The 18,957-nt window shown below is 59.8% G+C and carries 19 protein-coding genes; 11 read left to right on the forward strand and 8 right to left on the reverse strand.

What is annotated here, in order from left to right:
• Nucleotides 1-16: 16 nt before the first annotated feature.
• Entirely contained in the window at nucleotides 17-739 is a 723-nt protein-coding gene (locus ACLD1X_RS06330) for a glycerophosphodiester phosphodiesterase (protein ID WP_429366598.1), read from the reverse strand.
• A 14-nt stretch (nucleotides 740-753) separates the two neighbouring features.
• Complete coding sequence (locus ACLD1X_RS06335) at nucleotides 754-1,335, reverse strand: PilZ domain-containing protein (protein WP_429366599.1); 582 nt, start codon at nucleotides 1,333-1,335, stop codon at nucleotides 754-756.
• Between the two features lie 94 nt (nucleotides 1,336-1,429).
• Between ACLD1X_RS06335 and ACLD1X_RS06340 the strand changes: the two genes are divergently transcribed.
• The 3 genes from ACLD1X_RS06340 to ACLD1X_RS06350 all read left to right on the forward strand — a co-directional run bounded on the left by ACLD1X_RS06340 (nucleotide 1,430) and on the right by ACLD1X_RS06350 (nucleotide 4,679).
• Nucleotides 1,430-2,680, forward strand: coding sequence for a lipoprotein-releasing ABC transporter permease subunit (locus ACLD1X_RS06340; RefSeq protein WP_429366600.1), 1,251 nt, complete (start codon nucleotides 1,430-1,432; stop codon nucleotides 2,678-2,680).
• 7 nt (nucleotides 2,681-2,687) lie between these two features.
• Nucleotides 2,688-3,371, forward strand: a complete 684-nt coding sequence (gene lolD, locus ACLD1X_RS06345) for a lipoprotein-releasing ABC transporter ATP-binding protein LolD (RefSeq protein WP_178076692.1) — start codon at nucleotides 2,688-2,690, stop codon at nucleotides 3,369-3,371.
• Between the two features lie 63 nt (nucleotides 3,372-3,434).
• Nucleotides 3,435-4,679, forward strand: a complete 1,245-nt coding sequence (locus ACLD1X_RS06350) for a lipoprotein-releasing ABC transporter permease subunit (protein ID WP_429366601.1) — start codon at nucleotides 3,435-3,437, stop codon at nucleotides 4,677-4,679.
• Between the two features lie 130 nt (nucleotides 4,680-4,809).
• Here ACLD1X_RS06350 and ACLD1X_RS06355 read toward each other — a convergent pair whose 3' ends face one another.
• Nucleotides 4,810-6,159, reverse strand: a complete 1,350-nt coding sequence (locus tag ACLD1X_RS06355) for a heavy metal sensor histidine kinase (RefSeq protein ID WP_429366602.1) — start codon at nucleotides 6,157-6,159, stop codon at nucleotides 4,810-4,812.
• On the reverse strand, nucleotides 6,159-6,839 hold the full coding sequence (locus ACLD1X_RS06360; protein WP_429366603.1) for a heavy metal response regulator transcription factor: 681 nt from the start codon (nucleotides 6,837-6,839) through the stop codon (nucleotides 6,159-6,161). The genes ACLD1X_RS06355 and ACLD1X_RS06360 overlap by 1 nt, the downstream gene beginning before the upstream one ends.
• Nucleotides 6,840-6,994: 155 nt before the next feature.
• Between ACLD1X_RS06360 and ACLD1X_RS06365 the strand changes: the two genes are divergently transcribed.
• Nucleotides 6,995-7,531, forward strand: coding sequence for a cupredoxin domain-containing protein (locus ACLD1X_RS06365; RefSeq protein WP_429366604.1), 537 nt, complete (start codon nucleotides 6,995-6,997; stop codon nucleotides 7,529-7,531).
• A gap of 61 nt (nucleotides 7,532-7,592) precedes the next feature.
• Nucleotides 7,593-8,423, forward strand: a complete 831-nt coding sequence (gene queF / locus ACLD1X_RS06370) for an NADPH-dependent 7-cyano-7-deazaguanine reductase QueF (protein WP_429366605.1) — start codon at nucleotides 7,593-7,595, stop codon at nucleotides 8,421-8,423.
• A gap of 120 nt (nucleotides 8,424-8,543) precedes the next feature.
• On the opposite strand, the gene ACLD1X_RS06375 is transcribed toward queF, so the two are convergent.
• Nucleotides 8,544-8,807 carry a DUF4404 family protein gene (locus ACLD1X_RS06375; RefSeq protein ID WP_429366606.1) on the reverse strand — a complete coding sequence of 88 codons (264 nt, stop codon included), beginning with the start codon at nucleotides 8,805-8,807 and terminating at the stop codon, nucleotides 8,544-8,546.
• 122 nt (nucleotides 8,808-8,929) lie between these two features.
• Nucleotides 8,930-9,550, reverse strand: a complete 621-nt coding sequence (locus ACLD1X_RS06380) for an HAD family phosphatase (RefSeq protein WP_429366607.1) — start codon at nucleotides 9,548-9,550, stop codon at nucleotides 8,930-8,932.
• A gap of 201 nt (nucleotides 9,551-9,751) precedes the next feature.
• Between ACLD1X_RS06380 and ACLD1X_RS06385 the strand changes: the two genes are divergently transcribed.
• From ACLD1X_RS06385 to rssC, 3 genes are all read left to right on the forward strand, one after another.
• Nucleotides 9,752-10,441, forward strand: a complete 690-nt coding sequence (locus ACLD1X_RS06385; protein ID WP_429366608.1) for an MlaA family lipoprotein — start codon at nucleotides 9,752-9,754, stop codon at nucleotides 10,439-10,441.
• A gap of 407 nt (nucleotides 10,442-10,848) precedes the next feature.
• On the forward strand, nucleotides 10,849-12,030 hold the full coding sequence (gene rssB, locus ACLD1X_RS06390; RefSeq protein ID WP_043302549.1) for a two-component system response regulator RssB: 1,182 nt from the start codon (nucleotides 10,849-10,851) through the stop codon (nucleotides 12,028-12,030).
• Nucleotides 12,030-12,512, forward strand: coding sequence for an anti-sigma factor antagonist RssC (gene rssC, locus ACLD1X_RS06395; protein ID WP_429366609.1), 483 nt, complete (start codon nucleotides 12,030-12,032; stop codon nucleotides 12,510-12,512). The genes rssB and rssC overlap by 1 nt, the downstream gene beginning before the upstream one ends.
• A 218-nt stretch (nucleotides 12,513-12,730) precedes the next feature.
• Here the strand turns inward: rssC and tal are convergent, their stop codons facing one another.
• The gene (gene tal, locus ACLD1X_RS06400; protein WP_429366610.1) at nucleotides 12,731-13,657 is read right to left on the reverse strand and encodes a transaldolase; all 927 of its coding nucleotides are present in this window, start codon (nucleotides 13,655-13,657) and stop codon (nucleotides 12,731-12,733) included.
• 201 nt (nucleotides 13,658-13,858) lie between these two features.
• Nucleotides 13,859-14,824, reverse strand: a complete 966-nt coding sequence (locus tag ACLD1X_RS06405) for a glycosyl hydrolase family 5 (protein WP_429366709.1) — start codon at nucleotides 14,822-14,824, stop codon at nucleotides 13,859-13,861.
• Nucleotides 14,825-15,114: 290 nt separating this feature from the next.
• Here ACLD1X_RS06405 and ACLD1X_RS06410 point away from each other — a divergent pair, with 290 nt between their 5' ends.
• Genes ACLD1X_RS06410 through ACLD1X_RS06420 form a run of 3 tightly spaced genes read left to right on the forward strand, consistent with a single transcriptional unit; the run spans nucleotide 15,115 to nucleotide 18,946 of the window.
• On the forward strand, nucleotides 15,115-15,555 hold the full coding sequence (locus ACLD1X_RS06410; RefSeq protein WP_429366611.1) for a low molecular weight protein-tyrosine-phosphatase: 441 nt from the start codon (nucleotides 15,115-15,117) through the stop codon (nucleotides 15,553-15,555).
• Nucleotides 15,556-15,594: 39 nt separating this feature from the next.
• Nucleotides 15,595-17,823, forward strand: coding sequence for a polysaccharide biosynthesis tyrosine autokinase (locus ACLD1X_RS06415; RefSeq protein ID WP_429366612.1), 2,229 nt, complete (start codon nucleotides 15,595-15,597; stop codon nucleotides 17,821-17,823).
• A gap of 40 nt (nucleotides 17,824-17,863) precedes the next feature.
• Nucleotides 17,864-18,946: a glycosyltransferase gene (locus tag ACLD1X_RS06420; RefSeq protein ID WP_429366613.1), complete on the forward strand. Its 1,083-nt coding sequence runs from the start codon at nucleotides 17,864-17,866 to the stop codon at nucleotides 18,944-18,946.
• The last annotated feature ends 11 nt before the right edge of the window (nucleotides 18,947-18,957 follow it).

The raw sequence follows: 18,957 nt of genomic DNA on the forward strand, positions 1-18,957 counted from the left end.
GCCGGGGAGACCGATTTCAGCAATTCTCGAGCGTGGCAGTGGCCAAACCGGGAAAGTCTGTAATCAGGCTGTCAACGCCGAAGTCGGCGAGTCTGCGCATCAGCGCAGGCTCGTTGACGGTCCACACCGACACATGCAGCCCCTGACGCTGCGCCCTTTGCAGGCGTTCCGGCGTGCACAGGGTCCAGTTCAGCGCCAGGATCTCACAGCCATAACTGGCCGCGACCTTCAGCGGGTCGAGCCAGGCGTACTCGGCCACCAGTCCGCGGGATACGTCCGGCACCAGTTCCAGTGCTGCCTTCAATACTTCGCGTGAACTCGATGTAATGGTCACCTTGTCCATCAGGCCGTGACGCTGGGCCATTTCGCGAATCGCCAGCACGGTGGTCGCGGCACGCATGCGTGATGCGCTCTTGACTTCCAGCTGCCAGTGATCGAAGTCGCATTTTTCGAACAGTTCTTCCAGCGTCGGAATCGGGCAGGGCTTGATCCAGCCCGGGCCACCCTTGCGTGCGTCATAGGTCACAAGCTCGGCCGCCGTGTGTTCGACGACCTTGCCGCGACGGTCGGTGGTGCGTTTGAGGGTCGGGTCGTGGATGACCATCAGCTCGCCGTCCATGGACAGGTGCAGGTCCAGTTCGCAGCGACGCACGCCGTGCTTGAGACATTCCTGAAAGCTGGTCAGGGTGTTTTCCGGTGCTTCGCCCTTGGCGCCGCGATGGCCGTAGATGAGGGTCACGGTTCTTCCTTAAATTAATTGCCTGATTCGAGTTGTTCGCGGGCCAGGCGTCGTTCCTGGGCTTGCTTTTGCAAGATGTGGCGGGCCAGCAGTTGGCGCTGGGCGTCGGTCAGGTGCTCGAACTCGGTGCCGACGTCATAACCATCGCCCTTGCGGTCGCAATGGGTGACGCGGGCGCGCAGCAGCAGGCCAAGGGCTTGCGGCATCAGCACCAGCTTGACCGACAGGCGTGCGCCGGCGGCAATGGGCGATGGATGCTGAAAGTCGATGCCGCCTTCGGAAATGATCACCGGCTGCGGTTCGCCGATTTGCCCGAGCACGGTGATGGCGATCACCTGGCTTAGCAGATCGATGCGTTTGTTCTGGGATTTGAGGAACGCCGCAATGTTCCGGTCGCGTTCGCTGATCTGGCGCAACAGGTGTTGCGACTCGAATTCGCTCAGGTGCAGTTCGCTGAGCAGGTTGAAGAGCGGGGAAGCATCCTGCAACACTTCCTGTCCTGCCGCTTCAGTAGCGGACAGGGGCCGAATTTCCAGTGCGATCGTATCCTCGATACGGTAGTATTCGCGGCGATCTTCTTCATCTAATGTCGACATGGCGAACCCATGGTAGCGGCGGTGGTCTGAGTGTAAAGCTGGTTATCGACCCCCGCCACAAGGACGTTCCTTTTCCCTCCGAACAAGCCCCGACATGTTCAGACCTCTCTTCGTATTTATCGGCACGCGTTACACCCGTGCAAAGCGTCGCAATCATTTTGTGTCATTCATTTCCCTGACTTCGATGATCGGGCTCGCCCTTGGCGTGGTCGTGATGATCGTGGTGCTATCGGTAATGAATGGCTTCGATCATGAGATGCGCACCCGCGTGCTGGGCATGGTGCCCCACGCGACCATCGAGTCCGGCGAGCCGATCAGCGATTGGCAAAGCCTGGCGGCCAAGGTCAGGCAGAATCCGCAGGTGACGGCCGTGGCGCCGTTTACCCAAATGCAGGGTTTGCTGACCAACAACGGCAAGGTCTCGAAAGTGCTGCTCAATGCCATCGACCCGGCGCAAGAGCGCCAGGTGTCGATCATCGATCACTTCATGACGCAGGGAAAACTTGACGATCTGGTGCCGGGTGAATTCGGCATCGTCATCGGCGACAAGGCCGCGACCAAGCTCGGTGCGGCCGTCGGCGACAAGCTGACCTTCGTCGCCCCGGAAGTCACCGTGACCCCGGCCGGGATGTTCCCGCGCATGAAGCGCTTTACCGTGGTCGGCATTTTCCATGTCGGCGCCGGTGAGCTCGATGGCTATCTCGGCGTCACCAACCTGCAGGACCTGGCCCGGCTGCATCGCTGGAAACCGGATCAGGTCCAGGGCCTGCGCCTGAAGTTCGACGACCTGTTCCAGGCACCGCGCACCGCGTGGAGCATCGCCCGCGATCTTGGCGAAGACCGATTCTACGCCCGGGACTGGACCCGTACCCACGGCAACCTGTACCAGGCGATCCGCATGGAAAAAGCCATGATCGGCCTGTTGCTGCTGCTGATCGTTGCCGTCGCCGCGTTCAACATCATTTCCACGCTGGTGATGGTGGTGAACGACAAGAAGGGCGACATCGCGATCCTGCGCACGCTGGGCGCCACGCCGGGCACGATCATGCGCACGTTCATGGTGCAGGGCACCGTGATTGGCGTGGTCGGTACGGCCATCGGCGCCGTGGTCGGCATCTTCGCCGCGCTGAATGTCAGTGCCGCGATCTCGGCCCTCGAAGGCCTGATCGGCCACAAGTTCCTCAACGCCGACGTGTACTTCATCGATTACCTGCCGTCGCAGGTGCAGAGCCAGGACGTCGTGATGGTCTGCTCCGCGGCGTTGGTCCTGAGTTTCCTCGCCACCCTGTATCCAGCCTGGCGTGCCGCGCGCACCCAGCCGGCGGAGGCGCTACGTTATGAGTGAGTCGGGCATGAGTGATAAAGCAATCTTGAGCTGCCGCAACCTGGGCAAATCCTACGAGGAAGGTCCGGAGTCGGTAGAGGTCCTGGCCGGGCTGCAACTGGAAATGCACCCGGGCGAGCGTGTGGCGATTGTCGGCAAGTCGGGTTCGGGCAAAAGTACCTTGCTCAATCTGCTGGGCGGCCTCGATACGCCGACCAAGGGCAGTGTCTGGCTCGACGGTGAGGAACTGTCGGCGCTGAGCGAGAAGAAACGCGGCCTGCTGCGCAATCGCGCCCTGGGCTTCGTGTACCAGTTCCACCACCTGCTGCCGGAATTCACCGCCCTGGAAAACGTCTGCATGCCGCTGCTGATCGGCAAGACGGCGATCCCTGAAGCGCGTCAACGGGCCACGGCATTGCTGGAGCGGGTCGGGCTGGGCCATCGCCTGGAACACAAGCCGGCCGAACTGTCCGGTGGTGAGCGCCAGCGTGTGGCCATCGCCCGCGCCCTGGTGAACAAACCGGGCCTGGTGATGCTCGACGAGCCGACCGGCAACCTCGACGCCCACACCGCCCAGGGCATCCAGGACTTGATGCTGGAACTCAGCACCTCGATGCGCACGGCGTTCCTGGTGGTGACTCACGACATGAACCTGGCCCGTCAGATGGACCGCGTCCTGCACTTGCAGGAAGGCTGCCTCACGCCCATCTGATTGGCTGAAACCCGATGCCTGAAAGGGCGTCGGGTCTTTTATTCTTATACGGTGCCCCAGCGAATGTTCAGACCGTTATCGATCTTTATCGGCACGCGCTATACCCGCGCCAAGCGCCGCAATCGCTTTGTATCCTTCATCTCGATGACCTCGATGATCGGCCTCGCCCTCGGCGTGCTGGCGATGATCGTGGTGTTGTCGGTGATGAACGGCTTCCAGCGCGAAATGAGCTCGCGCATCCTCGGCATGGTGCCTCACGCGACCATCGTCGGCGTCAACCCGATTGATGACTGGAAGCCGGTGGCAGCGGCGGCGATGAAAAACCCGCAAGTGACGGCGGCGGTGCCGTTCACCGAGATGGAAGGGATGCTCTCCTACAAGGGCACGATGCAGCCAATCCAGGTCAGCGGTGTCGATCCGGCGCTGGAAGGCCAGGTCTCGATTGTTGCCAAGCACATCGTCCAGGGCAGTCTCGAAGCCCTGAAACCGGGCGAGTTCGGCGTGGTGATCGGCGAGATCACAGCGCGCCGTTTCCGCTTGAACGTTGGCGACAAGATCACCCTGATTGTGCCGGAAGTCAGCAATGCGCCGGGCGGCATTACTCCGCGCATGCAACGCCTGAATGTGGTCGGCGTGTTCAAGGTCGGCGCCGAGCTGGATGGCACGATGGCGCTGATCCACATGGCCGATGCCGCGCAGATGCAGCACTGGGACCCGAACCAGGTGCAGAGCGTGCGCCTGGCGGTGAAGGACCTGTATGCCGCGCCACAGGTGTCGAGCGACATCGCCACAGGCTTGGGCGCCGCCTACAAGGCTGACGACTGGACCCACACCCAGGGCAGCCTGTTCAGTGCCATGAAAATGGAAAAAACCATGATCGGCCTGCTGTTGCTGATGATCGTCGCGGTGGCGGCGTTCAACATCATCGCTACCCTGATCATGGTGGTGAACGACAAGGGCGCGGACATCGCGATCCTGCGTACCATCGGCGCCACACCGCGGGAAATCATGGCGATCTTCATGGTGCAGGGCACCGTGATCGGCATCGTCGGCACCCTGATTGGCGGTGTGCTGGGCGTGATCGCTGCGTTGAACGTCAGTGCGATGGTGGGCTGGATCGAACGGGTCAGCGGGCAGCACATCTTCAGTTCCGATGTGTATTTCGTCAGCAACCTGCCGTCCGAGCTGCAAGGCGCGGACGTGGCGCTGATCTGCACGGCGGGCTTCGTCATGAGCTTCCTGGCCACGGTTTACCCGGCATGGCGGGCGGCGAAGATCGAGCCGGCTACTGCTCTGCGGTATTCCTGATATCGCCTTCGCGGGCAAGCCCGCTCCCACAGGGTTTGAGTCGTACACAAATGTGACGTTTGACTCGGAAACTGTGGGAGCGGCGGTGCGGCGATCCGACTTGCCCGCGAAGAGGCCGGAACTGCTGGCCTCAGTCTCCTTTTGGTAACTCGATCACAAACCTGGTCCACCCATTGTCCGATTCACAACGAATCTGCCCGCCATGGGCGCGGATGATCGACCGGGTGATCGCCAACCCCAATCCCGCATGTTCACTGCTGCCTTCGCGGCGTGCCGGGTCAGCCCGGTAAAAACGGTCGAACAAGCGCGGCAGCAACTGCGGATCAATGCCGTCTCCCGAATTCTCCACCCGCAGGCTCAGTCCGTCGGGTTGCTCGTCAATCGTGACCTGTATCGTGCCCTGGGCCGGGGTGAAGCGCAGCGCGTTGTCCAGCAGGTTGGACAGGGCCCGCCGTAACATGCTGCGGTCACCTTCCATGTGTCCAAGGCCTTCACGGCTAAGCGTGACCAGGGCGTCTTCCGCCAGCGGCGCAAAAAACTCCAGCAGCAGGTCTGTCTCTTGCGCCAGTTCCAGTGATTCGCGTTTGGGGATCAGCAGCCCATGGTCAGCCTTGGCCAGGTAGAGCATGTCGTTGACCAGTTGCGCCATCCATTGCAGTTCTTCGAGGTTGCTGTGCAGGGCTTCGCGGTAGTCCTCGATGGGGCGAGGGCGGGTGAGGGTGACCTGGGTGTGGGTCAGCAGGTTCGACAGTGGCGTGCGCAGTTCATGGGCAATGTCGGCGGAGAACGCCGACAGGCGCTGAAACGAGTCGTCGAGGCGTCCGAGCATGGCGTTGAAGTTGTGGGCCATTTCCGCCAGTTCCGGCGGCATGTTGTCTTCCGGCAGCCGCGAGTTCAGCGATTGCGCGCAAACACCGCTGGCCACCGCACTGATCCGGCGCAACGGGCGCAGGCCGCTGCGTGCCGCCCAGGCGCCCAGCAGCGCAGTGGCGAGGGCTGACAGGCCGACGGTCAGCCAGATCAAATGCTGCATGCGTTGCAGGAAGTGCTGGTGGTGGGTGATGTCCAGCAGCAAGGTCAGTTGCGCTGATTCGGGTTTGTCCGGGAAAAGCGGCGCATTCAGCACGCGATAATCCGTGCCTTCGTGGCTCACCGTCGACAATCCGGGCTGGCTCGGCAATGCCTGCGGCAGGCTTGTCGAGCTGTCATACCAGCGCCGGCCGTCGCTGCCGGTGATTCGCAGGGACAGGTCAGCCTGGCGGCTTAGCTCCTCCGCCAGCTTCACTTGGCTGTCACTCGACTGAAGGTCGTGCAGGGCCCGCCGCAAGCCAATCAACTTGCTGTCCAGCAGTTGCTGGTCGAGTTCAATGAAGTGCGCCTCGCTGGCGCGGCTGAACAGGACCCCGGCGAACAGCGACACCACGGCGGTGCATGCCGCGAACAGCAGCGCCAACCGGCTGCTCAGGGACAGGCGGCGCATCAGGCGGGGCGCTCTTCAAGGACATAACCCATACCGCGCACGGTGTGGATCAGCTTGTTGGGGAATTCATCGTCGATCTTCAGGCGCAGGCGACGGATCGCCACTTCGATGACATTGGTGTCGCTGTCGAAATTCATGTCCCAGACCTGGGAGGCAATCAGCGACTTGGGCAGGACTTCGCCCTGGCGGCGCAGGAGCATTTCCAGCAGGGCGAATTCCTTGGCGGTCAGGTCGATACGCTGTCCGCCGCGTTCGACCCGGCGACGGATCAGGTCCAGGCGCAAATCGGCCAGTTGCAGGCTGGTCTCCTGCGGCGTGGCACTGCCTCGACGCAACAGGCTGCGCACACGCGCCAGCAGTTCGGAAAAGGCAAACGGCTTGACCAGATAGTCGTCGGCACCCAGTTCGAGGCCGTGAACCCTGTCCTCCACGGCGTCACGCGCGGTCAGGAAAAGTACCGGCGTGTCCAGGCCAGCGCTGCGCACCGCTTGAAGAATCTGCCAGCCATCACGGCCGGGCAGCATCACATCGAGAATCAGCAGGGCATATTCACCGCTGAGGGCCAACTGCTGACCGGTGTTGCCGTCGGCCACCAGTTCCGTGTTGAACCCGGCCTCGGCCAGGCCCTGGCGCAGGTAATGGCCGGTTTTCGCTTGGTCTTCGACGATCAGCAGTTTCATGGGCGACTCATGGCAAGTGGAACGAACGCTTTATACCGTGTGAAGCATTGGTACAGGTCAACCTGACAAAGTTGTAATCTGGTTGTCAGGTTGCGGGCAGTGCCGGCAGTTTAAAGTTTTGTGCATGCCGAGCCTTATCTTGTTGGAGTACGACGATGTTTTTACGCAAATCCGTGGCGCAAATCCTGTGTTTGCTGGCGCTGAGCTCACCGGTGTGGGCGGACGCCGGGCATGGCTACGATTTCGGCCAGCCGGCCCCGGCGGCCAAGGCGACCCGCAGTGTCGAGGTGGTCATGGGTGACATGTCCTTCACGCCGAAGGCCATCGACATCAAGGCCGGGGAAACCGTGCGCTTCGTGCTGGTCAATAAAGGCCAGTTGTTGCATGAATTCAATCTCGGCGATGCGGCGATGCATGCCAGGCACCAGGCGGAAATGTTGCAGATGCAACAGAGCGGCATGCTGACGCCGACCGGCATGAAAGCAATGGACCATGGCGACATGGCTGGCATGGATCACGGCAAAATGGATCACGGCATGAAGCATGATGACCCCAACAGCGTGCTGGTGGAGCCGGGCAAGGCCGCCGAGCTGACCTGGACCTTCAGCAAAGCCACCAACCTCGAGTTTGCCTGCAACATCCCCGGTCATTACCAGGCCGGCATGGTCGGTAAACTGACTGTCAGTCAGTAAGCACTCAAAGGCGGGAGCAAAGGCTGATAGAATCCGCTGATTCTTCAGTCAGGTTTCCGCCATGCATCCCGCAGCCGAACACTCGCCGCTGGGCAAGTCCAGCGAATACATCGCCACTTACACGCCGTCTTTGCTGTTCCCGATCCCGCGCACCGCGAAGTGGGCGGAACTGGGCCTGACGGCGCAAACCCTGCCGTACAAAGGCGTGGATTTCTGGAATTGCTTCGAGCTGTCGTGGCTGCTGCCGTCGGGCAAGCCCGTGGTGGCGATCGGTGAATTCAGCATTCCGGCGGATTCGCCGAACATCATCGAGTCGAAGTCGTTCAAGCTGTACCTCAACTCCCTGAACCAGACGCCATTTGCCGATACCGCAAGCCTTGAGGCCACGCTGGCCGAGGATTTGTCAGCGGCTGCCGGCAAGCCGGTGGGGGTGCGCATTCGCAGCCTCAAGGATGTCGAGAGCGAGGGCGTCGTGGCGTTGCCGGGCGTGTGCATCGATGATCTGGATATCAGCGTCAGCAACTACGAGCATCCACGCCCGGAACTGCTGCGTTGCGATGATTCGCGCATCGTCGAGGAGTGTGTGCACAGCCATTTGCTCAAGTCCAACTGCCCGGTCACCAGCCAGCCGGACTGGGGCAGCGTGGCGGTGGAGTACCGTGGCGCGGCGCTGGATCACGCAAGCCTGCTCGAGTACATCGTCAGCTTCCGTCAGCATTCGGATTTCCATGAGCAATGCGTAGAGCGGATCTTCCTTGACCTGCAGCGCTTGCTCAAGCCGGAGAAACTGACGGTGTATGCGCGTTATGTGCGTCGTGGCGGGCTGGATATCAACCCGTATCGCAGTACTGAAGAAGTGCAGCTGCCGAACCACCGCCTGGTCCGTCAGTAAGGATTACCTGTAGGAGCAAGCTTGCTCGCGATGGTGTGTCAGCTTGATAGGTGCTGACTGACACTCCATCGTCGGAACGCCGCCCGGAGCAAGCTCGCTCCTACATTGCATTCGGTGGGTTCAGATTCCCATGTTGGCCAAGGCCTGCCCGATGTTGCGCAGGGTGCCGGCAAGGGTAGGGTGTTCGAGTTCGAAGCGCTCGACAGCCAGGTTGACGCCATCGGCGAGGCTGGCGTCCTGGGTTTTGGTTTCAAGTTCAAGCTTCAGTTCAATCTGCTGCATGAGCGCGTGCAAGTCTTCGCGCTCGGCTTCGGTCAGCGGAGGATTCTGTTCCAATTGCTCGCGCAGGGCATTGAGCTGTTCTTGCAGTTCGCGGGCAGGCATGGCGTTCTTCCTTTTCTCGATAGGCACTGGCATGGACCGCAACGACGCGCCAAGGCGGCACGCCAAGGATCCATGGCTTCCCTTTAGATTAATCCACTCGCGCGCAACCTGCATGATCTCGGTCAGGGCTTTTCGCCCTTGAGCCGACGCAAGCTGATGTCGGCCAGGCAGGTGTCGAGTTCACCGAGGTGATCGATCACCGAATGAACGCCCAGGCCGAACAGCTGCATCGTGGCCTTGGCGCGTTTGAGATCGCGTTCCTGTTGGGTCAGTGCCTGCCATTCCTGGGGCGTCAACCCGCACAGCGAGCCGCAGGACGCCAGGCCGATGGTCCACAACCCCGCATTGAGCCCTGCTTGCAGCAAGCGGGGCTCGCCGCTCACCAGTACACAACCGTCGAGTCGGTCGACGTTCAGGCTCATCAAGGCTTGCCAGCAGGCATTCGGGGCGGGCCATGGATTGTTTGTTGCTGGATGTTGCGAGGGTTTGATCCATTCCGGCAGCGCAACGGCCAGGGACTGGCTGAGGGCAGGGGGCAGCTCATCGAGCCAGGCGCAGGGGATTTGCTGGCGCTGCAAGCTGCGCAGGCTATCCAGTGCGCCGGGGGTGGCCTGCGCGTGTTCGGCCGAGTGGCTACCGTGCCGGTGCGTGTGTGCGCCGAAATCCACCAGGCAGCCACTCAGGCCGAACAGTACGGCGGTCAGGCTGGGTGCGGTTTGGGGCAAGGCTTCGGCGAGCGGCATATGGACGTCCCTGAAATAGCCTGAAGGCTAGCGGGCGACGGTGACAGTTGAGTGACACGGATGTGAATCGCTCACATTTGGCACGATTGCTTGGGTGTGGTTTTCGTGCAAAGTGCCTTAAACGGCGTTTACGTCTTATACTTGCCAACTTATTGCCTGGGCCAAGCGCCCGAGCCGGTACAGACCAAGGAGTTTTTTTCTATGCGCTGGAGCAATCATCTAGCCAGGATTTGTGTATGCGCCAGTGCGATGCTGGTTCCGTTCGTTGCCCAGGCAGCCACGGAAGAGGATCCTTGGGAAAGCGTCAACCGCCCGATCTACAAGTTCAACGATGTGATCGACACCTACGCGCTGAAGCCTCTGGCCCAGGGCTACCAGTACGTGACGCCGCAGTTTGTCGAAGACGGCGTTCACAACTTCTTCCAGAACATCGGCGATGTGCGCAACCTGGCCAACGATATCCTGCAGGCCAAACCTCGTGCCGCAGGCGTTGATACCGCACGAATCATTTTCAACACCACCTTCGGCTTGCTCGGCGTCATTGATGTCGGCACCAAGATGGGCTTGCAGCGCAATGACGAAGACTTCGGTCAGACGCTGGGTTACTGGGGTGTCGGTAGCGGCCCTTACGTGATGCTGCCACTGCTGGGTCCGAGCACCTTGCGTGATGCGCCGTCCAAGTACGTCGACACCTACACTGGCGCTTACCGTTACGTGAACGACGTGCCTGTGCGTAACTCGTTCTATGCCCTGGACATCATCGATACCCGTGCCAGCCTGCTATCGAGCGAGAAGCTGATCACTGGTGACAAGTACACCTTCATTCGTAATGCGTACTTGCAGAACCGTGAATTCAAGGTGAAAGACGGTCAGGTTGAAGACGACTTTTAACCTAAACCGGTAAATTGAAAAGGCGGCCCTCAAGGTCGCCTTTTTTATTTGCGAAGCGCGGCTTGATCGGCATCGACCCGCATGCGGGTGAAATCGCGCTTTTCGCCGTAGTCCCGGCTGGTTTGGCTCATGGGTTCGATCCTTCCATTGGGTTACGGATTTGTCTGTTCTTATAACTCTCGGTGATTTGACAAATAAAGACGTCAAGCGACCATCGGCGTGAGCTTGAAACGCCCCGCGGATGGGAGTACCGTCTGCGCCTTAGAAGGGCACCTCTGGTGTACATGTGTGTAGGGCAAATGCCCGAAAACGGTGCGACAGAGAGGCTAGAAAGCGAATCCAGTAGTCTGTGCCGGGCCATAGTCCCCGCCTGCTACGCCAACCTAATTCTGGCGCCGTTTGCCCACATGCCAAAAACCAGTGCCACGCTGCTGATAATCGATGATGACGAAGTAGTGCGCGCGAGCCTCGCCGCCTATTTGGAAGACAGTGGTTTCAGCGTCTTGCAGGCCAGCAATGGTCAGCAGGGTCTTCAGGTATTCGAGCAAGACAAGCCCGATTTGGTCATCTGCGATCTGCGCATGCCGCAGATGGGCGGACTCGAACTCATCCGCCAGGTCACCGAGCTGTCGCCGCAAACGCCGGTGATCGTGGTTTCGGGTGCGGGCGTGATGAACGACGCGGTCGAAGCCCTGCGCCTGGGTGCAGCGGACTACCTGATCAAGCCTCTCGAAGATCTGGCCGTGCTCGAGCACTCTGTGCGCCGGGCCCTGGATCGTGCGCGCCTGTTGCTGGAGAACCAGCGCTACCGCGAGAAGCTGGAAAAGGCCAACCGCGAGCTCGCCGCCAGCCTGAACCTGCTCCAGGAGGACCAGAACGCCGGTCGCCAGGTGCAGATGAACATGCTGCCGGTCAGCCCCTGGGCCATCGACGAGTTCAAGTTTGCCCACCAGATCATCCCGTCGCTGTACCTGTCGGGTGATTTCGTCGATTACTTTCGGGTCGACGAGCGCCGGGTAGCCTTTTACCTGGCGGACGTTTCCGGGCATGGCGCCTCTTCAGCCTTCGTCACCGTGCTGTTGAAGTTCATGACCACGCGCCTGCTGTTCGAATCCAAGCGCAGCGGCACCTTGCCGGAATTCAAGCCTTCAGAGGTTCTTGGTCATATCAACCGGGGCCTGATCAGTTGTAAGCTGGGTAAACACGTCACAATGGTCGGTGGAGTCATCGACGAGGAGACAGGTTTGTTGACCTATAGCATCGGCGGTCATCTGCCGTTGCCAGTGTTGTACACGCCAGACAGTGTTCGTTATCTGGACGGGCGTGGTCTGCCAGTGGGCCTTTTCAATGAAGCCACCTACGAAGATCACGTGCTGGAACTGCCACCGACGTTCAGCCTGACGCTGATGTCTGATGGCATTCTGGACCTTTTGCCAGAACCCACACTCAAAGAAAAAGAAGCGGCGTTGCCCCAACGGGTCAAGGCGGCGGGCGGCACCCTGGATGGGTTGCGGCAGGTATTTGGATTGGCCACGCTAGGGGAGATGCCGGATGATATCGCCCTGTTGGTGTTGAGCAGGAATCTTTGATGAGTACTGGTAGAATCCAGTTCGCCGAGCAGGATGGCACCTTCGTCCTGAAATTCGTCGGTGAAGTTCGCCTGACCCTGTGTTCGGCGTTGGATGCGACTATCGAGCGGATCTTCAACGCGTTGAATTTCAACGCGATCGTGATCGATCTGACCGAAACCCGCAGCATCGACAGCACCACACTTGGCCTGCTGGCCAAGCTGTCGATCCTGTCGCGGCAGAAAGTCGGCCTGCTGCCGACCGTCGTCACCACCCACGAAGACATCACGCGTCTTCTGCAGTCCATGGGCTTCGAGCAGGTGTTCAACATCGTTGACCAGCCCGTGCCATGCCCGGAATGCCTGGACGACCTGCCAGACCAGGATCAGTCCGAAGAAGTGGTGCGGATCAAAGTGCTCGAAGCGCACAAAATCCTCATGGGCCTGAACGACACCAATCGTGAAGCCTTCCATGATCTGGTAAATGCCCTCGAGCGGCACTGATCCCCGGCCCTTTGTGGCGAGGGGGCTTGCCCCCGTTGGGCCGCGAAGCGGCCCTAAACCAAGCTATAACGGGTCTTGCGACTGCTGCGCAGCCGAACGGGGGCAAGCCCCCTCGCCACAGATGATCATTTGCCACAAATTATCTGTCACTGAATCAGGCGGCACAAAAAAGGGCGAACCCACCAGGGTTCGCCCTTTTTGAATTGCACCGACTCAGATCACAGCTTGGCCTGCAGCAACGCCTCGAGCTTCTCCTGATCCCGCGCGAACTGACGAATACCCTCCGCCAGTTTCTCGGTCGCCATCGCGTCTTCGTTGGACTGCCAGCGGAACTGCGATTCGTTGAGGCTCAGGCGCGCTTCACCGGCATGGCCTGGTGCCAGTTTGCGCTCCAGCTTGCCGGTATCCGCTGCCAGCTTGTCGATCAGGTCCGGGCTGATGGTCAGGCGGTCGCAGCCGGCCAATTGTTCGATCTGGCCCAGGTTGCGGAAGCTCGCCCCCATGACCACGGTCTTGTAGTCATTGGCCTTGTAGTAGTTGTAAATGCGCGTCACCGACTGCACGCCCGGATCATCCGCGCCGGTGTAGTCGTTGCCGTTGGCTTTCTTGTACCAATCGTAGATACGGCCTACGAACGGCGAAATCAGGAACACCCCGGCGTCGGCACAGGCGGCTGCCTGAGCGAAGGAGAACAGCAGGGTCAGGTTGGTCTGGATGCCTTCCTTTTCCAGGATCTCGGCAGCGCGGATGCCTTCCCAGGTGGATGCGATCTTGATCAGTACGCGGTCGCGGCCAATGCCGGCCTTGTCGTACAGCTCGATCAGGCGATGCGCGCGCTTCAGCATGGCGTCTGTGTCGAACGACAGGCGCGCATCCACTTCGGTGGAAATGCGGCCCGGGATCACTTTCAGGATTTCTTGCCCCACGGCCACGCCAAAACGGTCGCTGGCCAGGCCGACATCGCCCTTGCAGTCATTGACGCTGGCGTTCAGCAGCTCGGCATACGCAGGAATGGCCGCGGCCTTGAGCAACAGGGAAGGGTTGGTGGTGGCGTCCACGGGTTTAACGCGAGCGATAGCTTCGAAGTCGCCGGTGTCGGCAACCACGGTTGTCATTTGTTTGAGTTGTTCCAGCTTGGAAGTCATGAGCGTGCTCTGTCCTATGGGTCTTATGACATTACCCGAGCGCTGACAGCCACTCAAGGGCGTGTACGTGTATCGACGACCCCTGCGGCAACAACCTGAAAACAGTTGTTTGAAAGGCGGGGCATGGTATCGATGAATACGATGCCAAAACGCGGCACAGGTTCCAGGCAACTGACCGTCAGCGCTCGATGGATGTACGTCCTACTGCGGATTCAACTGGGTAGAAACAGCCATTTTCGCCGGTTTCGCCTGGCCGTCGGAGGTCAGCAGTCCGAAGTTTCTCTCCCGATCGTTGCTGCCCGTTTCACTGTTTTTCCACTCGTAGATTGATGTCAGCGCAATCCCGAGCTTTTTCACGTCGGCGATGAAGGTGCCGATTTTACCGGCCTGCGCTGCAATCCCGCCGTTGGAGCCGAGCGAGGGCACGCCCCATTCACTGATGACGCCAGGCAGATGGAAGTTCTGCTGGATGAACGCCTGGGCATTGCTGATCTGCGCGCCCGACATGCCATAGGGGTGATAGGAGATCGCGCTCAGGCATTGAGGGTACAAGCTGACGATTTTGTTCAGCGCCACCGTTGACCCGGAGCCGGCACTCGGTGGCCGGGCAAATCCGAAGCCGATCAGCGGCGTCGATTGCGGTTTGTCCTGTAGCGACTTGCACACGGCACTCATGAACGGAACAAACGTCGTGTCGAAATTTCCGGTTGGCCAGTACTTTTCCAGATCCGGTTCGTTCCATATCTCAATGGCGACGAGCTGCGCGCCGTATGAATTCTCCAGGCCCTTCACCGAATTGGCGAACGATTCGCCCGCGGCAGCGAGTTCGCTGGCGTTACCGGGCGCAGAGGTCAGCGCCTTGGTCGAGCGTACGGTCATCAGTACCGGCAGGCCGGCGGCTTTGGCTGCGGCAAAGGCGTCGCTGATCTGTTTTTGGTAGGCCGAGCCACCCAGGCTGTTGGTCCATACGCCAAAGCGCACGAATCCGAATCCTGCGGCCTTGATCTGCTCGGCGTCGGTGGAGGAGAAGGTCTGGATCTTCACCTGGACACCGATGGTTTTGTTGGCGGCAAGGGCGGGGAACACGCTATTGGCGTAAACCGGACTGGCTGCACCGAGCATTAACAGGGCCGAAACGGTGAGCTGTTTGAAATGTGCTGATTTCATGTCTGCGCTCCTGGCGGGCAGTGACATTTCCAATCGTTGATGGGTTACTTTCATTTCGATAGTCGCGAGGCTGCAAAGTGCGCGAATGTTATTTTTTGTCAGGTAACTATCTCCGGAAAATCACAGTTATTTTTGGTCCGTTAATTCTGGTTGGGTGGTTTTTGGAGGCTGTGGTACTTAATGCACTTGTATTAACAGGGCGAATCTATTTCTGAGTGCCGCAAGGTCTTTTGGGTTCACTAAAGCCCATTCGACATGTTGGCCTATTGATATTACACAGGAAAGTAACCTTGTTCAGAAAGATCCTTGTGGTTTGCGTTGGCAATATCTGCCGAAGTCCGACAGCTGAAACTTTGCTGCGTAACGCGCTGGCCACTCCAACGATCACGGTGACCTCGGCGGGCCTTGCCGCACGGGTCGGCGAGGCCATGGAACCGTCGGCCCTGCAGGTTCTGGAAGACCACGGGCACAACGCCCATGGGTTTAAGGCGCGGCAAATCACGTCGGACATCGTCAATGAATCAGACTTGATTCTGGTCATGGAAAAAGAGCATGTAAAACAAGTGCTGAAGATTGCCTCCCATGCCAGGGGCAAAGTCTTTCTGCTCGGCAAGTGGCAAAACGAGCGAGAAATACAGGATCCGTATCGCCAAGGGAAGGCCGCTTTTATTCATGCCCATGCATTGATTGAAGATGCTGTTAGCTCATGGGCGCAGCGCCTCGGACATTGATGAATATTCTTCAGATCAGTGAATGGTAAGAACAAACTTATGCAGTTACCGTCAGTAATCGGCACCCGTGACAACGATCAGGACAGCATTGATCTTCTCGGCATATTTGGCAGTTTGATCGACCAGAAATGGTTGATCGGTGCACTCACCGGTGCCTTCATGGCGACCGGCGTTGCCTATGCGGTTTTGGCGACGCCCGTGTACCTGGCGAACGCGCTGGTGCAGGTCGAACCGAAGAAGAACGACATGCTCGGGTTTTCCGATCTCAACAGCATGCTCGGCGGGCAATCGCCGTCGGTGACCGAAATCGGCATCATCAAGTCCCGCGCGGTGATCGGCAAAACCGTCGATGACCTGCGCCTTGATATCGACGTCACCCCCAACACCTTTCCGGTTATTGGCGGTTTTCTTGCCCGACGTTATCGCGGCGAGACTGAGTTCAGTGTCGCGGCGCCGCGTTTCGGCCTGAACAGCTACGCCTGGGGCGGTGAGCGCCTGGAGATCACCCGGCTCAAACTGCCAAAAGAACTGCTGGGCAAGAAACTCACGCTGATCGCCGGCGAGCAGCATCGGTTCCGCTTGTTCGATGAAAATGACAACTTGCTGGTGCAAGGCGTCGCTGGCCAAGCGTTTGCGCAGGACGGGGTAGAGGGGCAGGTCGCTCAGCTGTCGGCGAACCCAGGCACCCGTTTCGAAGTGGTGCGCAATCCACGGATCGTGACCATCCAGAGCTACCAGGATGCGCTGGATATCTCCGAGCAAGGCAAGGAGTCGGGGATTATCCGTTTGGCCCTGGCCAGCAGCGACGCGGCCGAGGCGGTGAAAATCCTCAACAAGATCGCTTCGTTGTATGTGCAGCAGAACGTGCAACGCACGTCGGCCGAAGCGGCGCAGAGCCTGGAGTTCCTGCAAGGCCAGCTGCCGCAGGTCAAACGCGACCTGGCCAAGGCCAGCGAGGCGCTCAACGGTTATCAAACCCGCGGCAAGACGGTCAACATTTCCCTCGAAACCCAATCGGTGCTGGAGCAGGTTGTCAGTCTGGACACGCGTATCTCCGAACTGAAAATGCAACAGGCGGAGCTGGACCGCAAGTTCACCAAACAGCATCCGGCGTATCGCGCGCTGATGACCCAGATCGGCGAATTGACCCAGCAGCAGAAGGCGCTGGAGGGCAAGGCCCAGGGCCTGCCGGCGACGCAACAGGAACTGCTGAACCTGACCCGCGATGTCGAAGTGGCGTCGCAGATCTACACGCAACTGCTGAACAAATCCCAGGAGCTGGACATTGTCCGGGCGGGGGCTGTGGGCAACGTGCGCTTGGTCGACACCGCGGATGTCGACCTGACCAACCCGGTCAAACCACGCAAGCCCCTGATCGTGCTGATTGCGACCTTCCTCGGCGCCTTTTTCGGGGTCGCGCTGGTGTTGCTACGCAAGTCCCTGAGCCGAGGCCTGGAAGGCCCGGAGGCCATCGAACAACTCGGCTTGCCGGTGTACGCGTCGATTCCATACAGCGCGCTGCAAAAGGAGGAGGACAGTAAAAAAGTTCGCTCCAGAGAAGGGGCGGACAAGCCGGCGTATCTGTTGGCGCTGCGCAGCCCGACGGACCTGTCCATCGAGTCGATCCGCAGTTTGCGCACGTGCCTGCACTTTGCGGCGCTGGATTCGACCAACAACCGGATCATGATTTCCGGCCCCAGCCCGCAGGTTGGCAAGACCTTCGTCTCTTCCAACCTCGCGGCAGTCATGGCGCAAAGCGGGCAGCGTGTGGTGCTGATCGATGCCGACATGCGCAAAGGCCATCTGCACAAGACGTTGAACACACCGATCACCAACGGTTTGTCGGACCTGTTGGTCAAGCGCTGCAGCATTGAGCAGGCCATCACTCCACTTGAAATCCACAACCTGCACTTCATCAGCCGCGGGCAGGTCCCGCCCAATCCTTCCGAGCTGTTGATGCACGCCAATTTCCGCGAGCTGCTGGCGCAACTCAGCGAGCGATATGACGTGGTGATCATCGATACGCCACCGCTGCTGGCGGTGACGGATGCGGCGATTGTCGGTCGTGAAGCGGGGATCAGTCTGATTGTCACGCGCTTCGGGGTGAACCCGGCCAAAGAAATCGCACTGACGATTCGGCGGTTCGCCCAGAACGGCATCGAGTTGAAGGGCGCCGTGTTCAACGGCGTCGAGAAGCGTGCGGCCAGCTACTACGGCAACGGCGGCTATGGCTATTACAACTACGAATACGCGTCCGATAAATCCTGAATGTCAGCGATTGTCCTTACATGCATGAAGTGGGTGAGCTGTGAAAAAAATATTGCACGTGGCTGAGACGATTAAAGGTGGCGTCGCGACGGTGATCCGCACGATTTCGGCTACACCCGAAGACGAGACGGTGAGCTTCGAGCTGGTCTATCTGGTCCCGCAGGATCAGGAAAAAGAACTGCACGGCATCCCTGGACAACAGATCCGTACGTTCGCCAGAACCGGGCGGAATGTGCCTTCACTGCTGCGTTTTGCCTGGCAACTGACCCGGGTGATGCTCAAGGAAAAACCCGATGTCGTGCATTTGCACAGCACCTTTTCCGGGGTGATCGGCCGTTGCGTATGCGTGCTGTTGCGACCCTGGCGCCGGCCGAAAATCGTCTACTGCCCACACGCCTTTTCGTTCCTGATGGAAAGCTCTGCGACCAAGCGCAAAGTCTATGGCGGGATTGAGCGGGTGTTGCAGAAAGTCACTGACGTGATCATTTGCGTCAGCCGCTACGAACTGGACAAAGCCGCGCGGTTTGGCATTCAGCGCAAGCGCATGAAGCTGATCTACAACGGCATTCATCACAAGGATGACGTGCCGAAAACCAACAGCCCCGAGCCCATTCACCTGCTGTTCGTCGGCCGTCTCGATTATCAGAAAGGCTTCGACGTGTTGCTCAAGGCTTTCGCCAAAGTCCAGCGCAGCGACCTGAAACTGACGGTGGTGGGCAGTGCCGTGAACGAGGATTCGGTCGAGTGCCCGCCGATGGAAGGGGTTGAATACCTGCCATGGGTAACGCCGAACGAAGTCCAGGCGCTGTACCAAAAAGCCGATGCGCTGATCGTCCCCAGTCGCTGGGAAGGCTTCGCCATGGTGCCGCTGGAAGGCATGGCCATGGGCTTGCCGGTGATTGCCAGCAACTGCACGTCACTGCCCGAGTTGGTCACCAACGAGGTGTCCGGCTACGTCTTCCCCAGCGGCGACCACCAGGCGCTGGCCGATGTGCTGGCGAAAATCCAGAAGCCGCGGTTGCTCGACCTTGGCAACGAAGGGCGCAGCATCGTCCGTGAGCGCTTCAGCGCCGCGTTGATGATCCGCCAGACCTATGACCTGTATCGCGCCCCCACTTTTTAAGTAGAACTCAA

It is taken from the genome of Pseudomonas sp. 18173 (assembly GCF_050432945.1).
Lineage (GTDB): Bacteria > Pseudomonadota > Gammaproteobacteria > Pseudomonadales > Pseudomonadaceae > Aquipseudomonas.